The 20508-nt window shown below is 60.2% G+C and carries 21 protein-coding genes; 11 read left to right on the top strand and 10 right to left on the bottom strand.

Going from position 1 to position 20508, the window contains the following annotated elements; translation table 11 throughout:
• Nucleotides 1-17: 17 nt before the first annotated feature.
• The 3 genes from rpe to trpE all read left to right on the top strand — a co-directional run bounded on the left by rpe (nt 18) and on the right by trpE (nt 3057).
• Nucleotides 18-692: a ribulose-phosphate 3-epimerase gene (gene rpe, locus ACIOMR_RS25150; RefSeq protein ID WP_008434441.1), complete on the top strand. Its 675-nt coding sequence runs from the start codon at nt 18-20 to the stop codon at nt 690-692.
• Nucleotides 689-1507 (top strand): phosphoglycolate phosphatase, encoded by an 819-nt coding sequence (locus tag ACIOMR_RS25145; RefSeq protein ID WP_063026787.1) that lies wholly within the window; start codon nt 689-691, stop codon nt 1505-1507. Before rpe ends, ACIOMR_RS25145 begins: the two co-directional genes overlap by 4 nt.
• A gap of 68 nt (nt 1508-1575) precedes the next feature.
• Nucleotides 1576-3057, top strand: coding sequence for an anthranilate synthase component I (trpE, locus tag ACIOMR_RS25140; protein ID WP_003210962.1), 1482 nt, complete (start codon nt 1576-1578; stop codon nt 3055-3057).
• 137 nt (nt 3058-3194) lie between these two features.
• On the opposite strand, the gene estP is transcribed toward trpE, so the two are convergent.
• Entirely contained in the window at nt 3195-5117 is a 1923-nt protein-coding gene (estP, locus tag ACIOMR_RS25135) for an esterase EstP (protein WP_008434445.1), read from the bottom strand.
• A gap of 412 nt (nt 5118-5529) precedes the next feature.
• Between estP and ACIOMR_RS25130 the strand changes: the two genes are divergently transcribed.
• The 4 genes from ACIOMR_RS25130 to ACIOMR_RS25115 are packed head-to-tail and all read left to right on the top strand — an operon-like array spanning nt 5530 to nt 8713.
• Nucleotides 5530-6123: an aminodeoxychorismate/anthranilate synthase component II gene (locus ACIOMR_RS25130; protein WP_003210957.1), complete on the top strand. Its 594-nt coding sequence runs from the start codon at nt 5530-5532 to the stop codon at nt 6121-6123.
• A 9-nt stretch (nt 6124-6132) separates the two neighbouring features.
• A complete protein-coding gene (gene trpD / locus ACIOMR_RS25125; protein WP_003210955.1) occupies nt 6133-7182 on the top strand; it encodes an anthranilate phosphoribosyltransferase in 1050 nt (349 codons plus the stop codon).
• Nucleotides 7179-8015: an indole-3-glycerol phosphate synthase TrpC gene (gene trpC / locus ACIOMR_RS25120; protein ID WP_102606385.1), complete on the top strand. Its 837-nt coding sequence runs from the start codon at nt 7179-7181 to the stop codon at nt 8013-8015. The genes trpD and trpC overlap by 4 nt, the downstream gene beginning before the upstream one ends.
• Nucleotides 8016-8017: 2 nt before the next feature.
• Nucleotides 8018-8713: a biotin/lipoate A/B protein ligase family protein gene (locus ACIOMR_RS25115; RefSeq protein WP_401196977.1), complete on the top strand. Its 696-nt coding sequence runs from the start codon at nt 8018-8020 to the stop codon at nt 8711-8713.
• Here ACIOMR_RS25115 and crp read toward each other — a convergent pair.
• Nucleotides 8710-9354: a cAMP-activated global transcriptional regulator CRP gene (crp, locus tag ACIOMR_RS25110; protein ID WP_003210949.1), complete on the bottom strand. Its 645-nt coding sequence runs from the start codon at nt 9352-9354 to the stop codon at nt 8710-8712. The two genes, ACIOMR_RS25115 and crp, sit on opposite strands and share 4 nt — an antisense overlap.
• A gap of 250 nt (nt 9355-9604) precedes the next feature.
• On the opposite strand from crp, the gene ACIOMR_RS25105 reads away from it, so the two are divergent.
• Nucleotides 9605-10027, top strand: a complete 423-nt coding sequence (locus ACIOMR_RS25105) for an OsmC family protein (RefSeq protein ID WP_003210947.1) — start codon at nt 9605-9607, stop codon at nt 10025-10027.
• Between the two features lie 64 nt (nt 10028-10091).
• Here ACIOMR_RS25105 and coq7 read toward each other — a convergent pair whose 3' ends face one another.
• The 6 genes from coq7 to hemJ form a co-directional block, all read right to left on the bottom strand.
• Nucleotides 10092-10739 carry a 2-polyprenyl-3-methyl-6-methoxy-1,4-benzoquinone monooxygenase gene (gene coq7 / locus ACIOMR_RS25100; protein ID WP_003210945.1) on the bottom strand — a complete coding sequence of 216 codons (648 nt, stop codon included), beginning with the start codon at nt 10737-10739 and terminating at the stop codon, nt 10092-10094.
• A gap of 178 nt (nt 10740-10917) precedes the next feature.
• Complete coding sequence (locus ACIOMR_RS25095) at nt 10918-11256, bottom strand: histidine triad nucleotide-binding protein (protein ID WP_003210943.1); 339 nt, start codon at nt 11254-11256, stop codon at nt 10918-10920.
• Between the two features lie 46 nt (nt 11257-11302).
• The gene (locus tag ACIOMR_RS25090; protein WP_401196972.1) at nt 11303-12091 is read right to left on the bottom strand and encodes an SDR family NAD(P)-dependent oxidoreductase; all 789 of its coding nucleotides are present in this window, start codon (nt 12089-12091) and stop codon (nt 11303-11305) included.
• A gap of 62 nt (nt 12092-12153) precedes the next feature.
• Complete coding sequence (locus tag ACIOMR_RS25085; protein ID WP_401196969.1) at nt 12154-13119, bottom strand: DUF805 domain-containing protein; 966 nt, start codon at nt 13117-13119, stop codon at nt 12154-12156.
• Between the two features lie 63 nt (nt 13120-13182).
• A complete protein-coding gene (locus ACIOMR_RS25080; RefSeq protein ID WP_177046540.1) occupies nt 13183-14151 on the bottom strand; it encodes a nitronate monooxygenase family protein in 969 nt (322 codons plus the stop codon).
• A 24-nt stretch (nt 14152-14175) separates the two neighbouring features.
• Nucleotides 14176-14604: a protoporphyrinogen oxidase HemJ gene (gene hemJ / locus ACIOMR_RS25075; RefSeq protein ID WP_003210937.1), complete on the bottom strand. Its 429-nt coding sequence runs from the start codon at nt 14602-14604 to the stop codon at nt 14176-14178.
• 136 nt (nt 14605-14740) lie between these two features.
• On the opposite strand from hemJ, the gene argC reads away from it, so the two are divergent.
• Nucleotides 14741-15775: an N-acetyl-gamma-glutamyl-phosphate reductase gene (argC, locus tag ACIOMR_RS25070; protein WP_003210935.1), complete on the top strand. Its 1035-nt coding sequence runs from the start codon at nt 14741-14743 to the stop codon at nt 15773-15775.
• 162 nt (nt 15776-15937) lie between these two features.
• Nucleotides 15938-16288, top strand: coding sequence for an iron-sulfur cluster insertion protein ErpA (gene erpA, locus ACIOMR_RS25065; RefSeq protein WP_003176443.1), 351 nt, complete (start codon nt 15938-15940; stop codon nt 16286-16288).
• A gap of 66 nt (nt 16289-16354) precedes the next feature.
• Here the strand turns inward: erpA and ACIOMR_RS25060 are convergent, their stop codons facing one another.
• Together ACIOMR_RS25060 and ACIOMR_RS25055 are read right to left on the bottom strand one after the other, a co-directional pair.
• Nucleotides 16355-17446, bottom strand: a complete 1092-nt coding sequence (locus ACIOMR_RS25060) for an anhydro-N-acetylmuramic acid kinase (RefSeq protein WP_401196964.1) — start codon at nt 17444-17446, stop codon at nt 16355-16357.
• 3 nt (nt 17447-17449) lie between these two features.
• Nucleotides 17450-18865 (bottom strand): peptidoglycan DD-metalloendopeptidase family protein, encoded by a 1416-nt coding sequence (locus ACIOMR_RS25055; RefSeq protein WP_003210931.1) that lies wholly within the window; start codon nt 18863-18865, stop codon nt 17450-17452.
• Nucleotides 18866-19076: 211 nt separating this feature from the next.
• Here ACIOMR_RS25055 and tyrS point away from each other — a divergent pair, with 211 nt between their 5' ends.
• Nucleotides 19077-20276, top strand: a complete 1200-nt coding sequence (gene tyrS, locus ACIOMR_RS25050) for a tyrosine--tRNA ligase (protein WP_003210928.1) — start codon at nt 19077-19079, stop codon at nt 20274-20276.
• The last annotated feature ends 232 nt before the right edge of the window (nt 20277-20508 follow it).

Below are 20508 nucleotides of genomic sequence, written 5' to 3'. Positions count from 1 at the left end.
GCTCAAAAAGGTGCGTCATGCAGCCCTTCGTCATTGCTCCATCGATTCTCTCCGCCGACTTCGCCCGCCTGGGCGAGGAAGTCGACAACGTGTTGGCCGCCGGTGCCGACTTCGTTCACTTCGATGTCATGGACAACCACTATGTGCCGAACCTGACCATTGGTCCGATGGTCTGCGCCGCCCTGCGTAAATACGGCGTGACCGCGCCTATCGATGCGCACTTGATGGTCAGCCCGGTGGACCGCATCGTCGGTGACTTCATCGAAGCCGGCGCGACCTACATCACCTTCCACCCGGAAGCCACGTTGCACGTGGACCGCACCCTGCAACTGATCCGCGAGGGCGGTTGCAAGGCGGGCCTGGTGTTCAACCCGGCCACTCCGCTGAGCGTGCTTGAGTACGTGATGGACAAAGTCGACATGGTGTTGCTGATGAGCGTCAACCCGGGCTTCGGCGGGCAGAAGTTTATCCCGGGCACCCTCAACAAGCTGCGTGAAGCGCGGGCGCTGATCGATGCGTCGGGCCGTGATATCCGCCTGGAGATCGACGGTGGCGTCAACGTCAACAACATCCGCGAAATCGCCGCGGCCGGTGCTGACACCTTTGTGGCCGGTTCGGCAATCTTCAACGCCCCGGACTATCAGGAAGTGATCGCCAAGATGCGTGCAGAACTGGCGCTGGCGCGTCCATGAGTGGCTTTGAGCAACTGTTCCCCGGCAAACTGCCACGGCTGGTGATGTTCGATCTGGACGGTACGTTGATCGATTCAGTGCCGGACCTGGCCGCGGCGGTGGACCAGATGCTGCTCAAGCTGGGGCGCAAGCCGGCGGGTATCGAGTCGGTGCGCGAGTGGGTCGGCAATGGCGCGCAGATGCTGGTGCGTCGGGCCTTGGCCAACAACATCGAGGCCGAGGGTGTCGATGAGGTGGAAGCCGAGCATGCGCTTGAGCTGTTCAACGTGGCCTACGAAAACGGCCACGAACTGACCGTGGTTTATCCCGGCGTGCGCGACACCCTGAAATGGCTGCACAAGCAGGGCGTGGAAATGGCCCTGATCACCAACAAGCCGGAGCGTTTCGTCGCACCGCTGTTGGACCAGATGAAGATCGGCCGGTATTTCCGCTGGATCATCGGCGGCGATACCTTGCCGCAGAAGAAGCCCGACCCGGCCGCGCTGTTCTTCGTGATGAAAATGGCCAATATCCCGGCGTCCCAATCGCTGTTTGTCGGCGATTCGCGCAGTGATGTGCTGGCGGCGAAAGCGGCGGGGGTCAAGTGCGTGGCCTTGAGTTACGGCTACAACCATGGCCGGCCGATTGCCGAAGAATCCCCGGCGCTGGTGATTGATGACCTGCGCCTGTTAATCCCCGGTTGCTTGGGAACGGGCGCTGAGATAACGTTGCCCGACGCTGTTCCATCCCCTTCTGGAAATCCCATCGTGGTGGTCACTCGCAAACTCTGGATGAAAGTCATCAAGGCCCTGGCCCGCTGGCGTTGGCGCGCCTGACTGATCCTCGCCGCGCTGCGGCACGTTTGCACACCTGACCGTTAGACCCTCAAGCCACGAGGCACCTCATGATCCGCGAAGAATTCCTGCGTTTGGCCGCTGCCGGCTACAACCGTATCCCCATGGCCTGCGAAACCCTGGCCGACTTCGACACCCCGCTGTCGATCTACCTGAAACTGGCCGACGAGCCCAACTCCTATCTGCTGGAGTCGGTGCAGGGCGGTGAGAAATGGGGCCGTTATTCGATCATCGGCCTGCCGTGCCGCACGGTGCTGCGGGTACATGATCACCATGTGAGCATCACCCTGGACGGCGTCGAGATCGAAAGCCACGATGTGGAAGACCCGCTGGCCTTCGTCGAGGAATTCAAGGCGCGCTACAACGTGCCGACCATCGCCGGCCTGCCGCGCTTCAACGGCGGCCTGGTGGGTTACTTCGGCTACGACTGCGTGCGCTACGTGGAAAAACGCCTGGGCAAATCCCCGAACCCCGATCCGTTGGGCGTGCCGGACATTCTGCTGATGGTTTCTGACGCGGTGGTGGTGTTCGACAACCTCGCGGGCAAGATGCACGCTATCGTGTTGGCGGATCCTTCCCAGGCCGATGCGTTCGAGCAAGGCCAGGCGAGCCTGGAAGCGCTGCTGGAAAAACTGCGCCAGCCGATCACCCCGCGTCGCGGCCTGGACCTCAGCCGTCCACCGGCGGCTGACCCGGTGTTCCGCTCCAGCTTTACCCAGGATGACTACGAGCGTGCGGTCGATACCATCAAGGAATACATCCTTGCCGGTGACTGCATGCAGGTGGTGCCGTCGCAACGCATGTCCATCGACTTCAAGGCCGCGCCGATTGATTTGTACCGGGCGCTGCGCTGTTTCAACCCGACGCCGTACATGTACTTCTTCAACTTTGGCGACTTCCACGTCGTGGGCAGTTCGCCGGAAGTGCTGGTGCGTGTGGAAGACAACCTGATCACCGTACGCCCGATTGCCGGCACCCGCCCTCGCGGTGCGACCGAAGAGGCGGACCTGGCGCTGGAACAGGACCTGTTGAGCGACGACAAGGAAATCGCCGAGCACTTGATGCTGATCGACCTGGGCCGCAACGACACCGGGCGTGTCTCGGAAATCGGTTCGGTGAAACTCACCGAGAAGATGGTGATCGAGCGTTACTCCAACGTGATGCACATCGTGTCCAACGTCACCGGCGAGTTGAAGGCCGGGTTGACGGCGATGGATGCACTGCGGGCGATCCTGCCGGCGGGCACCTTGTCGGGCGCACCGAAGATTCGCGCGATGGAAATCATCGACGAGCTGGAGCCGGTGAAGCGGGGTGTGTATGGCGGCGCGGTGGGGTATTTCGCCTGGAACGGCAATATGGACACTGCGATCGCGATCCGTACGGCGGTGATCAAGGACGGCGAACTGCACGTGCAGGCGGGCGGCGGGATCGTGGCCGACTCGGTACCGGCCCTGGAATGGGAAGAGACGCTGAACAAGCGCCGGGCGATGTTCCGCGCGGTGGCGTTGGCTGAGCAGACCCCGCAGGACTGAAGTCAGACGTAGATCAAAATGTGGGAGCGGGCTTGCTCGCGAAGGCGGTGTATCAGTCGATATATAAGGTGACTGTCGCACCGCTTTCGCGAGCAAGCCCGCTCCCACATTTGGTATTTGTCAGTTTCAAGTCCGAGTCAGAAATCCAGACTCACCCCGACACTCAGCCCTTGCTGGGTAAAGTTGTCATCCTTTCTCACGTTATAGGCCGCGTTCAACGCCAGGTCCTTGGTCACCTTGTGGGTAATCCCCAGGTTCAAGCGATCCGAATTGCTGCGTGGCGTGTAGCCGTCCAGTTTGAAATCAATCCCCGGCACGCTGTTGAGGGACATGCCCACTCGCTGCGTATCGTTTTCAAACTCGTGCTCGTGGGCCACTTCGCCAAACACCAGGGTTTGCGGGGTGAAGCGGTAGTTGGCTTGTAATCCGATTCCCAGGCGCTTGGAGTCGCGCTGTTGGTCATCAAAGGTCAGCGCGGTGGACCGGGCATCTTTCTCCGAGTAACCATTCACCTCGACCCGCGAATAGTCAGCGCTGATAAAGGGTGAGAAGTGCCATTCGCTGTTTGGCTCGGCGATGTCATACCCAACCCGTGCGCTCAATGCCCATAGCCAGCCGTCGGTGTCGCCTTTCTCGGTGCCTTCGCTGATGCCCAGGGCGAACTTGCGCTTGAGGTTATCGAAGTCCAGTTTGCCGCCGGTCAATGCGGCGTCGGCCCACCAGTGATCTTCCTGATATTGGGCGAACGCGGTGCCCAGGTAGCTGTTGAGCTTGTAGTCCGAATCGCTGGCGCCGGCCTCAAGACTCTGGCGATAGAAGCCTGCTGCCACACCCACGCGCCACTCGTCATTGAGCCTGTAGCTGCCACCGATGTTCAGGTTATAGCCGCTGCCGTCACCGCTGGCCGAGCTGTTCTGATCATCGAAGTCCAGGTGCTGGCCGCCAGCGTCGACGATCGCCCGCCATTGGCCCACGGCCTGCCAGCTACGGGAGTCGGCTTGCCATTGGTTGCGCAATGAATCCTGATGGGCGCGCAAGGTGCCTTGGGCCATTTCCGGAAGCAGGGTGATTTCCCAGGGCGCTGCCAGCAGTGAATACGCGTAGTCGGCGATCAGTACCTGGCCGGCCTCGGTCGGGTGCACGGTGTCGTTGTAAATCAGCTTGGTCGGGTCCGGATTGGTGCCGCCGACGCCATACACCGGATTCCTGCAGGTGGTGCCGCTGAAGCACGTCTGGTTGAGGTTCTGGTCGGTGGCAAAACCAAAACGCCCGGGATCGGCAAAGGTTTCCTTGAGCAGCAACGGAATGTTCAGCGGGATGATCTGCGCATCGATTTGCGACAGGCGCTGTACCAGGGTCTGGTTGAACGCGCCGGCCAGGGTGCTGACGGCCCCTTGGAGCGGGGTGCCATTGACGGCAGGTGTCAGGCCCAGGTCCGGCAGCATCCATACCATTACATAACGGGCGCCAGCCTGTTGCAGCGCCTGGGCGCTGTCGGCCAGGCGCCCGGCTGCGGCCGAGGCCTGGTCGGGGCTGAGGACCAGGCCGTCGAGGAAGTCATTGCCGCCGCCGGAGAGAAAGTACAAGGCGTTGGGGTCGGCTCGGCCCCCCGTTGATGCCAGGTATCCGGGACGTGTACGCAATACCTGCCCGGTGTCGCTGTCGGTGACGGTGGAGTTACCGGTGATGGCATCGTAGATCTGTTGGGTGGTGTAGCCGCCGACGGCCCAGTTATTGCCGTCTGGCTGGCCCAGCGCGGCGCGCTCCGGCGAGGTCGAGGCATTCAGGTCGCCCGGGGCAACCCCCAGCTTGCCGCCCAATAACGTCGAGGAGATCAGCGATGTGCTTTCGCCGCTGCCGTCGAAGTATTGCGGGCCGGTGCGGTTGGTGAAGCGATAGGTTGAGCCCGGTGCGCCAGGGTCGGCAAATGTACCGGCGTCGGCCAGGCTGTCACCGAAAACGACCATCGTCGAATAAGGCGAGGGCGCGGCGAAGGCTTGCGAGCATGCCAGCGCCAAGAGGCAGCCGACGATGGGGGTGAAATAGGGCATCTTGGTCATGAGTCCGTCCATGATTTTGTTTTTTTGTCAGCACTGTGACTGTAGCGCCCTTGGAAGGGTTCTGAAAAGTTTGACGCCAATTATCAGTCGGGCAGTTTCCCCCGTATTTGCGGCTCGATATTGCACCGTTGGCGAGGCTACGTTACTGTGCCTGAACGTATGAATGAGACCCTCCCCGTGTTGATCATCAGCAAACTCTTGATGCGAGTAGTCAAGGCACACGCCCGTTGGCGTTGGCGCGCCTAACTTTTCTCTACCGGCCCCGCCGGACCTGTACCGATTTGCCTTCTTCACCCTCTGTTAAACGCCCCTTGCCGGCCAACCCCGGCAACCGGAAAGTGCGTCTGGCAGCGGGTCACTCCCTTGGAAGGCCGTCATTAGAAGTCAGTGAATTCAAGAGGTTTTAACCCACATGTTGCTGATGATTGATAACTACGACTCCTTTACCTACAACGTTGTGCAGTACCTGGGCGAGCTCGGCGCCGAGGTCAAGGTGGTGCGCAACGACGAATTGACCGTGGCCCAGATCGCCGCGTTGAACCCTGAACGCATCGTCGTCTCCCCAGGCCCGTGCACGCCGACCGAAGCGGGCATCTCCCTCGAAGCCATCCAATACTTTGCCGGCAAGCTGCCGATCCTGGGCGTGTGCCTGGGCCATCAGTCCATCGGCCAGGCCTTCGGTGGCGACGTCGTCCGCGCCCGCCAGGTAATGCACGGCAAGACCAGCCCGGTATTTCACAAGGACCAGGGCGTATTCCAGGGTTTGAACCTGCCGGTAACGGTAACCCGCTACCACTCGCTGGTGGTCAAGCGTGAAACCCTGCCCGAGTGCCTTGAGCTGACGGCCTGGACCCAGCTGGAAGACGGCTCCGTCGACGAGATCATGGGCCTGCGTCACAAGACACTGAACGTCGAAGGGGTGCAATTTCACCCGGAATCGATTTTGACCGAGCAGGGCTTCGAGCTGTTCGCTAACTTTCTCAAGCAGAGCGGCGGCACGCGCTAAGGACTTTTCATGGATATCAAGACTGCCCTGAGCCGTATCGTCGGCCATCTGGACCTGAGCACCGCTGAAATGAGCGATGTGATGCGCGAGATCATGACCGGTCAATGCACCGACGCGCAGATCGGCGCGTTCATGATGGCCATGCGCATGAAGAGCGAGAGCATCGACGAAATCGTCGGCGCTGTGTCGGTCATGCGTGAGCTGGCCGACAAGGTTGAACTCAAGACCCTCGACGGCGTGGTCGACGTGGTCGGCACCGGCGGCGACGGTGCGAACATTTTCAACGTGTCGACGGCTTCTTCCTTTGTGGTGGCCGCTGCCGGCTGCACCGTGGCCAAGCATGGTAACCGCGCGGTGTCGGGTAAAAGCGGCAGCGCCGATTTGCTGGAAGCAGCAGGTATCTACCTGAACCTGACCCCGGTACAAGTGGCGCGCTGCATCGATCATGTCGGCATCGGCTTCATGTTTGCCCAGTCCCATCACGGCGCGATGAAACACGCCGCCGGCCCGCGCAAGGACTTGGGCCTGCGTACCCTGTTCAACATGCTCGGCCCGCTTACGAATCCGGCCGGTGTGAAGCATCAGGTAGTGGGCGTGTTCAGCCAGGCGCTGTGCCGGCCATTGGCTGAAGTCCTGCAGCGCCTGGGCAGCAAGCACGTGCTGGTGGTGCATTCCAAGGATGGCCTCGACGAGTTCAGCCTGGCAGCACCGACCTTCGTGGCGGAGCTGAAGAACGACCAGGTCACCGAGTATTGGGTCGAGCCAGAAGACCTCGGCATGAAAAGCCAGAGCCTGCACGGCCTGGCCGTAGAAAGCCCGGCAGCCTCCCTTGAACTGATTCGCGATGCCCTGGGACGCCGCAAGACCGAAAACGGCCAGAAAGCCGCAGAAATGATTGTGCTCAACGCCGGTGCGGCGCTGTACGCCGCGGATCACGCCTACAGTCTTAAAGAGGGTGTTGCCCTCGCTCATGATGCATTGCATACCGGGCTGGCGCGCGAAAAGCTCGAAGAACTGGGTGCGTTTACTGCGGTGTTCAAAGTGGAGAATGAAGGATGAGTGTTCCGACCGTTCTGGAAAAAATCCTGGCCCGCAAGGCAGAAGAAGTCGCCGAGCGCCGTGCCCGGGTCAGCCTGGCTGAGCTGGAAGGCCTGGCGAAAACCGCCGATGCACCGCGTGGGTTCGCCAATGCGCTGATCAAGCAGGCCAAGGAAAAACAGCCGGCCGTTATCGCTGAAATCAAGAAGGCTTCGCCGAGCAAGGGCGTGATTCGCGAGATCTTCATCCCTGAAGACATCGCCAAAAGCTACGAGAAGGGCGGCGCGACGTGCCTCTCGGTGTTGACCGATATCGACTATTTCCAGGGTTCCGACCTGTACCTGCAGCAAGCACGTGCGGCGTGTTCGCTGCCGGTGATCCGCAAGGACTTCATGGTCGACCCCTACCAGATCGTCGAAGCCCGAGCGTTGGGCGCCGATTGCGTGCTGTTGATCGTCTCCGCACTGGATGACGTGAAAATGGCTGAACTGGCGGCCGTGGCCAAGAGCGTCGGCCTCGACGTGCTGGTGGAAGTGCACGACGGTGATGAACTGGAACGCGCGTTGAAAACCCTCGACACACCGTTGGTGGGCGTCAACAACCGCAACCTGCACACCTTCGAAGTCAGCCTGGAAAACACCCTCGACCTGTTGCCGCGCATCCCGCGCGACCGGTTGGTGATCACCGAAAGCGGCATCGTCAATCGCGCCGATGTGGAACTGATGGAAATCAGCGGCGTGTACTCGTTCCTCGTCGGCGAAACCTTCATGCGTGCCGAGAACCCGGGGGCTGAATTGCAGCGCCTGTTCTTCCCGGAGCGTGGCGTTGCCGTCAGTGGCTCGACCCTGGATTGATGATGACCCAGCCGGTGGCGATGACGGTCGAGGCAGGCCTTAAGGCCGAGCAGGATTTGCTCGCCGCGGTCTGTGCCGGCGAGCAACCGTTCGGCCTGCTGTTCTGGCAGCCCAGCGATCAAGCGTTGGTGATGCCTCGTCGTTTGAGCCGCCTTCCGGCATTCGAGACCGCCAGCCAGGTGTCGGCAGACGCCGGTTGGCCGGTGCTGCTGCGGGAAACGGGCGGTGAGCCTGTCCCGCAATCGGCAGTCACGGTCAATATCGCGTTGGTCTACGCGCCACCACGCAGTGAAGGCGACCAGGGCCGTATCGAAATCGGCTACCAGCGTCTGTGCCAGCCGATTTGCGACCTGCTGACCGAGTTGGGTGGCAACGCGTCGGTGGGCGAGATCGACGGTGCGTTTTGCGACGGTCGCTACAACGTCAACCTTGATGGTCGCAAAATGGTCGGTACCGCCCAGCGCTGGCGCCAGAGTGGCGGGCGCCCGGTGGGGTTGGTGCATGGTGCGTTGCTGCTGGATGACGATCGCGTCGAATTGATCGCCGCGGTCAATCGCTTCAATGAAGCATGCGGCCTGGAACAACGGGTGCGCGCCGAAAGCCACATCGCCCTGCACGAAGCCTTTGCGGCGCCAGATGCGATTGCCCGGCTTGATACGTTGTACCGTCAGATGCTTGCGAGTTTCCTGCCGGTTTAACGCGTACCGAAGACCACCATGGTCTTGCCTTTGACATGCACCAGGTTGCGTTCCTCCAGGTCCTTGAGCACGCGGCCAACCATTTCCCTTGAGCAACCGACGATCCGCCCGATTTCCTGGCGGGTGATCTTGATCTGCATCCCGTCGGGATGGGTCATGGCGTCCGGTTGCTTGCACAACTCCAGCAGGCAGCGGGCAACCCGGCCGGTGACGTCGAAGAACGCCAGGTCGCCGACTTTGCGCGTGGTGTCTCTCAGGCGCTGTGCGATCTGGCCGCTCAGGGCGTACAGAATGTCGGGATCCTGCTGGGCCAGTTCGCGAAATTTCGTATAGCTGATCTCGGCGACTTCGCATTCGACCTTGGCCCGCACCCAGGCACTGCGTTGCTGTTCCTTGCCGGCTTGTTCGAAAAGCCCGAGTTCACCGAAGAAATCACCGGTATTGAGGTAGGCGATGATCATTTCGCGACCATCGTCATCCTCGATCAGGATGGTGACCGAGCCTTTGATAATGAAGAACAGGGATTCCGAGCGCTCGCCCGCGCAGATGATGTTGTGCTTGGCTGGATGACGCCGGCGCTGACAATGCATCAGCAGTTTGTCGAGGTTCTTGATTTTGGGTGTGGGAGTAATAGCAACCATGGTTGTATCCCGAAAAGACTGCACGGTGTTGGTGAGCTTGTTTTTTTATCCAGCGCGATCAACGGCTAAGCTACATCATCCAATGGATGGCAATGCGCCATTGATTTGGCGCCAGCTTAACAGACACATTCTGACTTCATTAGGGAATTTACCCAGCAAACCCTGCTGTTGATCGCTTTCATGGGAAACGCTGCCGGCCCAAAGTGCTGTGCTAAGCTGGCGACCCTTTTTTAGCAGTGGAGTCTGGGCGATGAAGGCACGCATCCAATGGGCGGGCGAAGCCATGTTCCTCGGTGAGTCGGGCAGTGGCCACGTGGTGGTCATGGACGGCCCGCCGGAAGCCGGTGGCCGCAACCTGGGCGTACGCCCGATGGAAATGCTCCTGCTCGGTGTAGGCGGTTGCAGCAATTTCGATGTGGTGAGCATCCTGAAGAAGTCCCGTCAGGCGGTGGAAAGCTGCGAAGCATTCCTGGAAGCCGAGCGTGCCACCGAAGACCCGAAGGTGTTTACCAGGATCCACATGCACTTTGTCGTCAAGGGCCGGGCGTTGAAAGAAGCCCAGGTCAAGCGGGCCATCGAGTTGTCGGCGGAGAAGTACTGCTCGGCCTCGATCATGCTGGGCGCTGCGGGCGTTGCCATCACTCATGATTACGAGATCATTGAGTTGGGCTGATTCTTCAATCGGCAGGCAAAAAGAAAGGGCGCTTGATAGCGCCCTTTTTTGTTTTCTGCTGAAACTAGATGCGGTACGTGCTTTTGGTCATGACCTTGGCCAGCAGGCTCATGCCAAATTTCACCGGTGCCGGGAAGCGGAAGCCGCCCGCGTCCAGCGCGCTTTCGGCGTGATGTTCTTCATCAATGCGCATCTGCTCAAGAATCGCCCGGGACTTTTCGTCTTCAGCCGGCAGTTGCTCGAGGTGTTCATTGAGGTGTTTGCACACCTGATGCTCGGTGGCGGCCACAAAACCCAGGCTGACTTTGTCGCTGATCAGTCCGGCCACCGCACCAATGCCAAACGATAAGCCGTAGAACAGCGGGTTCAGCACGCTCGGATGGCTGTTCAACTGGCGAATGCGTTGTTCGCACCAGGCCAGGTGATCGATTTCTTCTTCGGCGGCATGTTCCATCGCGGCGCGCACTTGCGGCAGCTTGGCGGTCAGGGCCTGGCCCTGGTACAGCGCCTGGGCACAGACCTCGCCGGTATGGTTGATACGCATCAGGCCGGCGACGTGGCGGGTGTCGGTCTCGCTCATCTGCGCTTCGGGCCGCACGATGGCGGGCGACGGGCGGTGCGGTTGGCCGCTGAATGGCAGCAGCGTGCGCATGGCCGTATCGGCTTGCAGCAACAGACGATCAATCGGCGAGTAGTGACGTTGGGTAGTCATGCTGACCTCCGGGAAGAATCTCGGCGGCCAGTTTACCGCAAGAGAGGGGGAAGCGTTTGCGCTGGGTCAAATTGCTTGTGTGGCGAGGGAGCTTGCTCGCGCTGGAGTGCGCAGCGCTCTCGTTTTTGGGGCTGCTACGCAGCCCAGCGGGAGCAAGCTCCCTCGCCACAGGTAGTGCTCAGCCCGGCGGCCAGTTCATCTGGCGTTGACCTAGAACATGCATGTGGATGTGATAAACGGTCTGTCCGCCATCTTCGTTGCAGTTCATCACCACACGGAAGCCCTTCTCACAGCCTTGCTCAACCGCCAGGCGCTGGGCGGTGAACAGGATATGCCCGGCCAGCGCCTTGTCTTCCTCGGTGAGGTCGTTGAGGGTGCGGATCGGCTTTTTCGGAATCACCAGGAAATGCACGGGTGCCATTGGCGCGATGTCGTGGAAGGCCAGGACCTGGTCATCCTCGTAGATGATCTTCGCGGGTATTTCTCTGTTAATGATCTTGGTGAACAGAGTATCCACAGCTGTTTCTCCATTGTGAAAGTGCAGGGTGAGTGTACTCAGGCGATCAGCGCGGGCAATAGGCCTTGTTGATCGCGCCGGCGATCTTGCGGGTCAGCCAGCGCGGGCTCAGGCGCGGGCTGAACGCCAGCCAGCGATTACGCCGGCCGGGAATGATGATGGCTTTGTTCTTGGCCAGCGCACGCACGGTGTAGAGCGCGACTTCTTCCGGGCTCATCAACTGTTGGCTGCGATCCAGCTTGGCGGTGTCCATTTGGGCGGTGCCGAAGAATGCGGTGCGGGTCGGGCCGGGGCAAAGAACGGAAACCTTGATGCCGCAGGTCTTCAGTTCCTCGCGCAAGCCTTCGGAAAAGTGCAGCACGTAGGCCTTGCTGGCGTAGTAAGTGCTCATCCACGGGCCGGGTTGGAACGCGGCAACCGACGCGATGTTGAGAATCTGCCCGCCGCCGTGCAGGGCCATGGCGTTGCCGAGGGCGTGGCACATGCGGGTCAGGGCGAGGATGTTGACCTCCATCAGGTCCTGCTCGGTCATCCAGTCCTGCGCCAGGAACGGGCCGCTGGTACCGATGCCGGCGCAGTTGACCAGCAGGTCGATCTGCCGCTCGCCTTCTTCCAGTTCCAGCAGGAACCCGGAGAGCCGCAGGGGCTCGCCCAGGTCACAGGCACGGAACAGCACCTCGACGCCGAAGCGCTGAGTCAATTCGATTGCAATGCTTTCCAACTGATCACGCTGGCGGGCCACCAGAATCAAGCTGCGGCCGCGACGGGCCAGTGCTTCGGCCAAGGCCAGGCCGATGCCGCTGGAGGCACCGGTGATCAGAGCGTAACGGGTCATGCGTTTCTCCATCGCAACGCTACCGGGCCTGTGACAGAGGCGTCACAGGCGTCGGGCGTTTTTCACTGTTGCGTAGAGTCTACAGGTTCGGCTGTGTCGTCAGCACTTTGCACATCGACTTCATCGACGGTGGTGGCCTGGTCGCTGTCGTCATCGGAGTTGATGGAGCTGCTTTCGTAGCTGCCACCTACATCGCTTTCCAGTTGATCCAGGTAGCCGCTCATGCCAACCAACACCGCGCCGGCAAATACCAGCGGAATGAATGCGAGCCACAATGCGGAGAGGATTTTCACCGCAGTGGAGTTACGCGGTGGTGGCGCGCCGTACTGGTTTGCGCCCGTGTTACCGGGGAGGACCATCAGCAGGATCGGGAAGATGCTGCCAACGAAGGGCACCAGGTGCAGGAACCACAGCCAGCCGGACCAGCCCAGGTCATGCAGGCGCTGCACGGTGATCTGTACGCTGACCCACACAGCGGCCACGAGTATGGCAATCCCCACGAGGAAGCCAATGACCATGGCAATCGTCGGAGAGACCGCAGCGATACCAAGTCCGACGGTGAAGAACACGCTGGAGACGAGGAGGATCACCACGCTCAGCACCAGCGTCCACGCCAGGAAGCGCAGGCGTCCGATCCGGCCGTTGACGGTGAATACCTTAAGGGTGGAAAACTCCGGCAGGTTCTCGCCAACCGCGGCTCGGGGCGGGGCGTAAGGCGATGCGGCGGGGCGGGTGTAGTCAGTCGCGCTGACGGAGTCCGTTTCATGGGTTTCGGCAAGGCTGAAGGCGACCGGCTGCTCTTCTTCTATCCGCGCATCCACCCCGGCGTTTTTCAGCGCTTGCAGATAGGTCTCGGCATCGGCGCGGGAAAGGTCGCGTTTCAGCGCGACCGGGCGGCCGGTGAAAAGCTTTTCGATCGCGTCGACATCACTTTTGAACAACTCGGCGAGGTTCAGCTTGGCGGTGGTGCTTTCGACACCCGGGAGCAATGCGCCATCAAACACAATCTTGAAACGGTTGTCGCTCATGCGGGCATCCTTGTCACTTGAATAGGGGAGGCCTGCCTTGATCAGCAGGCTTTGGATCGCGGATCAGCGTGGCCAGCGTTCAGGCAATTGTGCCGCATGCTCGAGCGCCTTGCGGTATTCGGCATCCAGGCGGGCCACGAGTTCATCGACGCTGGGCAAATCATCAATCTCTCCGACGCCCTGGCCGGCGGACCACACGGTCTTCCAGGCTTTGGCTTCGTCGTTGAGTGGCTTGAGCTTGGAGCCAAAATTGACTTCACCCTTGCCTTGCAGCGCGGCGAGGTCGAAACCGGCATTTTCCAGGCTCTGGCGCATGAAGCTTGCGGGAACACCGGAGACGGCTGGAGTGTGCACGATGTCGGCGGCGCGCGATGTGAGCAGCATCTCTTTATAGGCATCCGGGGCATGGCTTTCGGTGGTGCCGATAAAACGCGTGCCGAAATAGGCCAGGTCGGCGCCGAGCAGTTGCGCGGCGAGGATTTCGTGGCCGTGGTTCAGGCAACCGGCGAGCAGCAGGGTTTTGTCGAAGAACTGACGGATTTCTGCGATCAGCGAGAACGGGCTCCAGGTGCCGGCATGGCCACCGGCGCCCGCCGCAACGGCGATCAGGCCATCGACGCCGGCTTCAGCGGCTTTTTCGGCGTGGCGCCGGGTGGTGACATCGTGGAATACCAGGCCGCCGTAGCTATGCACCGCGTCTACCAATTCTTTCACCGCGCCCAGGCTCGTGATGACGATCGGCACCTTGTGCTCGACGCAGATCGCCAGGTCAGCTTCCACCCGCGGGTTACTGTTGTGCACTATCAGGTTGACCGCATAAGGCGCCGGGTTCTCCAGCAGCGCCAGGCCCGCTTCGATTTCTTCCAGCCACGCCTTGAAGCCGCTGCTTTCCCGCTGGTTGAGGGCAGGGAAGCTGCCGACGATCCCGTTGCGGCAGCAGGCCAGCACCAGTTGCGGGTTGGAGATCAGAAACATCGGCGCAGCCACGACGGGCAGGCGCAGATTTTGTTCGAGCGAAGCGGGCAGCGACATTGGAAGTACCCCGAGTAATAGAGATTAGAACGGTTTGACCACGACCAAAATTACGATAGCCAGCAATATCAGAACTGGCACTTCATTGAACCAGCGATAAAAGACATGGCTGCGGGTGTTTTCGCCACGGGCGAAACGTTTTACCTGCGCGCCGCACATATGGTGGTAGCCGATGAGCAGTACTACCAGGGTCAACTTGGCGTGGATCCACCCGCCGGATTGAAAGATGGCCGGGTTGAGGTAGATCAGCCATCCGCCGAACACCAGGCTGGCGATCATCGCCGGGCCCATGATGCCGCGGTACAGCTTGCGCTCCATCACGCTGAAGCGTTCCTTGCTGATGGTGTCCTCGCTTTGGGCGTGGTAGACGAACAGGCGCGGAAGGTAGAACAGCGCGGCAAACCAGCAGACGATGCTGACGATATGAAAGGCTTTGACCCATAGATAAAGCATTTTTAGTTATTCCCAGGTTCACGGTAGCTGAAGATAGTAGTGGCTCTTGCGTCTACACGTCATGTTGAAGGTTGTCGCAGGACGATACGAACCCTATTATCGACGGCTTTCCAGTGGGTTCGTTGAGGGCAGGTATATGGTCAAGGTCGGTATCGTCGGCGGCACGGGTTACACCGGTGTCGAATTGCTGCGTCTGTTGGCTCAGCATCCGCAAGCTGAGGTGGTGGTGATCACTTCCCGATCCGAGGCCGGCCTGGCTGTGGCCGATATGTACCCGAACCTGCGAGGCCACTATGACGGCCTGGCGTTCAGCGTTCCGGATATCAAGACCCTGGGCGCGTGTGATGTGGTGTTCTTTGCCACGCCTCACGGTGTGGCCCATGCCCTGGCGGGCGAGTTGCTGGCCGCCGGTACCAAGGTAATCGACTTGTCGGCAGACTTCCGCCTGCAGGACGCCGATGAGTGGGCCAAGTGGTACGGCCAGCCTCACGGTGCACCGCAGTTGCTGGAAGAGGCGGTGTACGGCCTGCCGGAAGTCAATCGTGAGCAGATCAAGCAAGCACGCCTGATCGCCGTGCCGGGTTGCTATCCGACCGCTACGCAGTTGGGTTTCCTGCCATTGCTGGAAGCCGGGCTGGCGGATGCATCGCGGCTGATTGCGGACTGCAAGTCGGGCGTCAGTGGTGCTGGTCGTGGGGCCGCTGTAGGTTCGCTTTACTCCGAGACGTCGGAAAGCATGAAAGCCTATGCAGTCAAAGGCCATCGTCACTTGCCGGAAATTCGCCAGGGGCTGCGTCGTGCTGCGGGCAAGGATGTCGGCCTGACGTTTGTGCCGCACCTGACACCGATGATCCGCGGGATCCACTCCACACTGTATGCGACGGTCGTTGATCGCTCGGTAGACCTGCAGGCGCTGTTTGAAAAGCGCTATGCCAATGAGCCGTTCGTCGATGTGATGCCGGCGGGCAGCCACCCGGAGACCCGCAGCGTGCGCGGTGCCAACGTGTGCCGTATCGCAGTGCATCGTCCACAGGATGGTGACCTGGTGGTGGTATTGTCGGTCATCGACAACCTGGTCAAGGGCGCTTCGGGCCAGGCTGTGCAGAACATGAACATCCTGTTTGGCCTGGATGAGAAGCTGGGCCTGTCCCACGCGGGCATGCTGCCGTAAATTTTCTGCTGTTGCGCAAAGGCCCGTTGATCGGGCCTTTCGTGTTTTTAATGGCCGCTGCGCAGATTGATATACCGTAACAATAGTTGACCGCTTTTCTAGGAGAAGCGGATAATGCCCGCCATCACGCATATGGCGGCGCTACGCCGGGAGATTATCAGCATGAGCGTTGAATCCTTCACCCCCACGGCTTTGCAATTCACCCACGGTGCTGCGCACAAGGTGAAGAGCCTGGTCGATGAAGAGGGTAATGATCGCTTGAAGCTGCGCGTATTTGTTACGGGCGGCGGTTGTTCAGGGTTTCAGTACGGTTTTACCTTCGATGAAGACGTGGCCGATGACGACACCATCGTTGAGCGCGAGGGCGTCAGCCTGGTTGTCGATCCGATGAGCTTCCAGTACCTGGCAGGAGCCGAGGTGGACTATCAGGAAGGTCTGGAAGGTTCGCGCTTCGTGATCAAGAACCCGAATGCCACCACCACTTGTGGTTGCGGGTCTTCGTTCTCGATCTGATCGACAGCGGATATAAAAACGCCGCTTGGCCTTGATAGGGCCAAGCGGCGTTTTGCTGTGTGGGATTCAGGCGGGGTAGATCGCGCCGAGTACACGAAGGCCGCGGGCGCCGGTGACGCTGGGGCGGTTGGCGGCGATGCCTTCCAGGCAGCAATGGGCCAGCCAGGCGAACGCCATGGCTTCGACCCAGTCAGGGTCTACGCCGCAGGTGGCGGTGCTGCTGACCTGGGTCGCCGGCAGCAGGGCGCTCAGGCGGCTCATCAAGGTTGCGTTGTGGGCGCCGCCGCCGCAGACCAGCAGGGTTTCGGTCTGTGGTTGGGCGGTTTGCAGGGATTCGACGATGGTCAGGGCAGTCAGCTCGAGCAATGTGGCTTGCACGTCCTGGGCTGCGAATGGCGGCAATCGTCCCAGGTGATGCTCAAGCCATCCCAGGTTGAAGACTTCGCGACCGGTGCTTTTTGGCCCCTTGGTCACAAAGAACGGATCACTGAGCAATGCCTTGAGTAGCTGGGGTTCAACCTTTCCGCTGGCAGCCCACTGGCCATCGCGGTCGAAGTTCTCGCCGCGTTGCTGGTGAATCCAGGCATCCAGCAGGACATTCCCCGGGCCGCAGTCGAAGCCCGCGACCGGTTTGCCGGTCTCGATCAGGCTGAGGTTGCTGAAGCCGCCCACATTCAGTACGGCGCGGTTGCCCGTACGCTTGCCAAACAGTGCCTCATGAAATGCAGGCACCAGCGGGGCGCCTTGGCCTCCGGCGGCGACATCGCGGCTACGGAAATCACTGACGACGGTGATTCCCGTCAATTCGGTGAGCAGCGCCGGGTTGCCGATCTGCACGGTAAAACCCCGTGCAGGTTCGTGACGAATGGTTTGACCGTGGCTGCCAATCGCTCGAATGTCCTGGGGCTTGAGGTTCTGCTGATCGAGTAGGGCGTGAATACCTTGGGCGGCAAGCGTCACCCAGTTCTGCTGCGCGAGCGCCGAACGGGCAATCTCGTCCGGGCCGCTGGCGCACAGGCCAAGCAGCTCGGAACGCAGGGATTCAGGCATGGGGATGTAGTGGGTGGCGATCAGCTTGATCGCCGGGCCTTGCTCGATCAGCGCAATGTCCAGGCCATCAAGGCTGGTCCCGGACATCACACCTATATAGAGCGACATGGCTTAGCGCTTCGCCGACGCCAGGAGAGTCGAGCGCTCCTGGTCCATGCGGGCCATCAATGGCTGGCTCTGCTGCAGGAAGCGAGCGCGCTCGGCCTTCGCGATCGGGTCGGCCATTGGCAGCTTCTGGCCCAGTGGGTCGACGTGCACGCCGTTGACCTGGAACTCGTAGTGCAAGTGCGGGCCGGTGGACAGCCCGGTAGTGCCGATGTAACCGATCACCTGGCCCTGCTTGACGTTGCCGCCGGTCTGGATGCCCTTGGCGAAACCTTGCATGTGGCCATACAGCGTGCGGTAGGTGGCCCCGTGCTGGATGATCACGGTGTTGCCGTAGCCGCCACGGCGACCAGCCAGCAAGACCTTGCCGTCACCGGCAGCCTTGATCGGCGTGCCACGCGGGGCGGCGTAGTCGACGCCTTTGTGAGCGCGAATTTTGTTCAGAATTGGATGCTTGCGACCCATCGAGAAACGCGAGCTAATACGGGCGAAGTCAACCGGGGTACGGATGAACGCCTTGCGCATGCTGTTGCCATCGGCGGTGTAGTAGCTGCTGTTGCCTTGTTTGTTGGTGTAGCGCACGGCGGTGTAGGTCTTGCCACGGTTGGTAAACCGCGCAGAAAGGATGTTGCCGGTGCCGACGACCTTGCCGTTGGCGACCTTCTGTTCGTAGATCACGTCGAATTCGTCACCCTGGCGAATGTCCTGGGCGAAGTCGATGTCGTAGCCAAACACGCTGGCCATGTCCATGGTCATGCTGTGGGACAGGCCGGCGCGGGCGGCGGACTGCGACAGCGAGCTGTTGATCACGCCGTGTACATAGGCGGAGCGCATGACCGGCTTGGTGGTGATGCGGTTGAACGCAAAGCCCTTGGCGCCTTTGGTCAGGGTGATGCTTTCCAGGTCGCTGACGTTGCTGTGCAGGTTGGTCAGCTGGCCGTCGGGCGCCAGTTCGAATTCAAGCTTCTGGCCATGCTTGAGTTGGGTGAATTGCTTGGCCTGCTTGTCGCTTGCCAGTACATCGTTGACCGTCGCGGCGGGGAGGCCGACCTTTTCGAACAGGGTCGAAAGGGTGTCGCCCTTGGCAACAATGACTTCCCGGTGCAGCGGGTTCTTGGGTGCCTCTACTACCGCAGGTTCGGCTTGCGCGGTTTCCTTGGTGTCTTCGGCGCTGCTTTCGATCTGGGCAAACGGCGATTCGGCTGCGCCATTTGTGGCTTGAAGTGCGTCGGAAGCGTCTTGATCTTGTGTCAGTTGCTCAACCGGACTTTCAAGGTCAAGGCTTAGGGTCGTTCGTTTGGCTTCTACGTCGCTGGAAGGAAATACCAGGAGTGCCAGGCTCAGAAGGGCGGCGATCCCACTTGCGGCGAGCAGGTGGGTCTTCGGGTAAAGCGGCGGCGCTTTAGACGGTTCTGTGGTCATAAGTAATTTTGACTTTGAAAAGATGAATTGGAAAAGATGAATGACATGATGAAGATGAAATAACTGTATAAAATATAACCAAATCATCTGTGGTGCAAGCTTGCGAACGCTGGGCTTGCTGAACGGTGTCCGTGCGCAGGGCAAAACTTGTAATTAGTCCCTGATCTTGTATGGTTGGTTCCCTTTTGAATCTGAGCCTTGCGGGTCTGTTATGAAGTCGGTTGAAGAGCAGCTAGCGCTGATCAAACGTGGTGCGGAAGAACTGTTGGTCGAAGCTGAGCTGATCGAAAAGCTCAAGCGTGGCCAGCCCCTGCGTATTAAGGCCGGCTTTGATCCGACGGCGCCGGATCTGCACCTTGGGCATACGGTGCTTATTAATAAGCTGCGCCAGTTCCAGGAACTGGGGCATCAGGTGATCTTCCTTATAGGTGACTTCACCGGGATGATCGGCGATCCGAGCGGCAAGAGCGCTACGCGTCCGCCGCTGACCCGTGAGCAGGTTCTCGATAACGCCGAGACCTACAAGACCCAGGTCTTCAAGATTCTTGATCCGGCCAAGACCGAGGTGGCCTTCAACTCCACCTGGATGGATCAGATGGGGCCGGCGGATTTCATTCGTCTTACGTCCCAGTACACCGTTGCTCGCATGCTCGAGCGCGATGACTTCGATAAGCGCTACTCCACTAATCAGCCGATCGCTATCCATGAGTTCCTGTACCCATTGGTTCAAGGGTATGACTCGGTGGCGTTGCGTGCCGATGTCGAGCTGGGCGGTACTGATCAGAAGTTCAACCTGCTGATGGGGCGTGAGCTGCAGCGTGCGTATGGGCAAGAGGCTCAGTGCATTCTGACGATGCCGTTGCTGGAAGGGCTGGATGGCGTCAAGAAGATGTCCAAGTCCCTGGGTAACTATGTCGGTATCCAGGAAGCGCCGGGTGTGATGTACGGCAAGCTGGTTTCGATTCCGGATGCGCTGATGTGGCGTTACTTCGAACTGTTGAGTTTCCGCTCGATGGATGAGATCAATGCACTGCGTGCTGAAGTGGAAGCTGGGGCTAACCCGCGGGATGTGAAGATCAAGCTGGCTGAAGAGATTGTTGCGCGCTTCCATGGTGAAGAGGCTGCGGCCAGTGCTCACCGTGCTGCGGGTAACCGTATGAAGGATGGCGAGCTGCCGGATGATCTGCCTGAGATTGAATTGACTGCTGGCGAGGCAATGCCGATCGCTGCCGTCCTTAATAAGGCGGGCCTGGTGAAGAACTCGGCGGTGGCGCGCGACCTTCTGGGGTCTGGCGGTGTGCGTATAGATGGCGAGGTTGTCGATCGCACCTTTATATACGAGCTGGGCGCGACCCACGTTTGCCAGGCCGGCAAGAAGGCATTTGCGCGTATTACGCTTAAATCCGAATAAACCTGAAATTAACTGTTGACGGCGTTTTATATCTGTCTATAATTCGCCCCACTTCCGGCGCAGTCGAAACGGAAAACTCCTTGGTAAACAAAGAGTTATGTGGGTTTCGACAGCAAGCTGCTTCAGATCATCGAAGCCCAGAAGGAGTTAGTAAGGCAGTGTTGTTTGGCCCTATTAACGGTTCGATCTTCTCGGTCGAAAGCGGAGAAAAAGAGGTGTTGACAGCAGCGTG

The sequence above is a fragment of the Pseudomonas sp. NPDC087814 genome, assembly GCF_044742865.1.
Taxonomy (GTDB): domain Bacteria; phylum Pseudomonadota; class Gammaproteobacteria; order Pseudomonadales; family Pseudomonadaceae; genus Aquipseudomonas.
The sequence above is the reverse complement of the archived record's forward strand: the minus strand, read 5'-3'. Positions and strand labels throughout refer to the sequence as shown.

Coding starts and splice junctions, on each gene's coding strand:
- rpe (WP_008434441.1), top strand. CDS start 18: ATGCAGCCCTTCGTCATTGCTCCATCGATTCTCTCCGCCGACTTCGCC.
- estP (WP_008434445.1), bottom strand. CDS start 5,117: ATGACCAAGATGCCCTATTTCACCCCCATCGTCGGCTGCCTCTTGGCG.
- tyrS (WP_003210928.1), top strand. CDS start 19,077: ATGAAGTCGGTTGAAGAGCAGCTAGCGCTGATCAAACGTGGTGCGGAA.
- ACIOMR_RS25145 (WP_063026787.1), top strand. CDS start 689: ATGAGTGGCTTTGAGCAACTGTTCCCCGGCAAACTGCCACGGCTGGTG.
- ACIOMR_RS25080 (WP_177046540.1), bottom strand. CDS start 14,151: ATGTCGCTGCCCGCTTCGCTCGAACAAAATCTGCGCCTGCCCGTCGTG.
- ACIOMR_RS25115 (WP_401196977.1), top strand. CDS start 8,018: ATGACCCAGCCGGTGGCGATGACGGTCGAGGCAGGCCTTAAGGCCGAG.
- erpA (WP_003176443.1), top strand. CDS start 15,938: ATGAGCGTTGAATCCTTCACCCCCACGGCTTTGCAATTCACCCACGGT.
- argC (WP_003210935.1), top strand. CDS start 14,741: ATGGTCAAGGTCGGTATCGTCGGCGGCACGGGTTACACCGGTGTCGAA.
- trpD (WP_003210955.1), top strand. CDS start 6,133: ATGGATATCAAGACTGCCCTGAGCCGTATCGTCGGCCATCTGGACCTG.
- ACIOMR_RS25060 (WP_401196964.1), bottom strand. CDS start 17,446: ATGTCGCTCTATATAGGTGTGATGTCCGGGACCAGCCTTGATGGCCTG.
- trpC (WP_102606385.1), top strand. CDS start 7,179: ATGAGTGTTCCGACCGTTCTGGAAAAAATCCTGGCCCGCAAGGCAGAA.
- ACIOMR_RS25090 (WP_401196972.1), bottom strand. CDS start 12,091: ATGACCCGTTACGCTCTGATCACCGGTGCCTCCAGCGGCATCGGCCTG.
- coq7 (WP_003210945.1), bottom strand. CDS start 10,739: ATGACTACCCAACGTCACTACTCGCCGATTGATCGTCTGTTGCTGCAA.
- crp (WP_003210949.1), bottom strand. CDS start 9,354: ATGGTTGCTATTACTCCCACACCCAAAATCAAGAACCTCGACAAACTG.
- ACIOMR_RS25055 (WP_003210931.1), bottom strand. CDS start 18,865: ATGACCACAGAACCGTCTAAAGCGCCGCCGCTTTACCCGAAGACCCAC.
- ACIOMR_RS25130 (WP_003210957.1), top strand. CDS start 5,530: ATGTTGCTGATGATTGATAACTACGACTCCTTTACCTACAACGTTGTG.
- hemJ (WP_003210937.1), bottom strand. CDS start 14,604: ATGCTTTATCTATGGGTCAAAGCCTTTCATATCGTCAGCATCGTCTGC.
- ACIOMR_RS25085 (WP_401196969.1), bottom strand. CDS start 13,119: ATGAGCGACAACCGTTTCAAGATTGTGTTTGATGGCGCATTGCTCCCG.
- trpE (WP_003210962.1), top strand. CDS start 1,576: ATGATCCGCGAAGAATTCCTGCGTTTGGCCGCTGCCGGCTACAACCGT.
- ACIOMR_RS25105 (WP_003210947.1), top strand. CDS start 9,605: ATGAAGGCACGCATCCAATGGGCGGGCGAAGCCATGTTCCTCGGTGAG.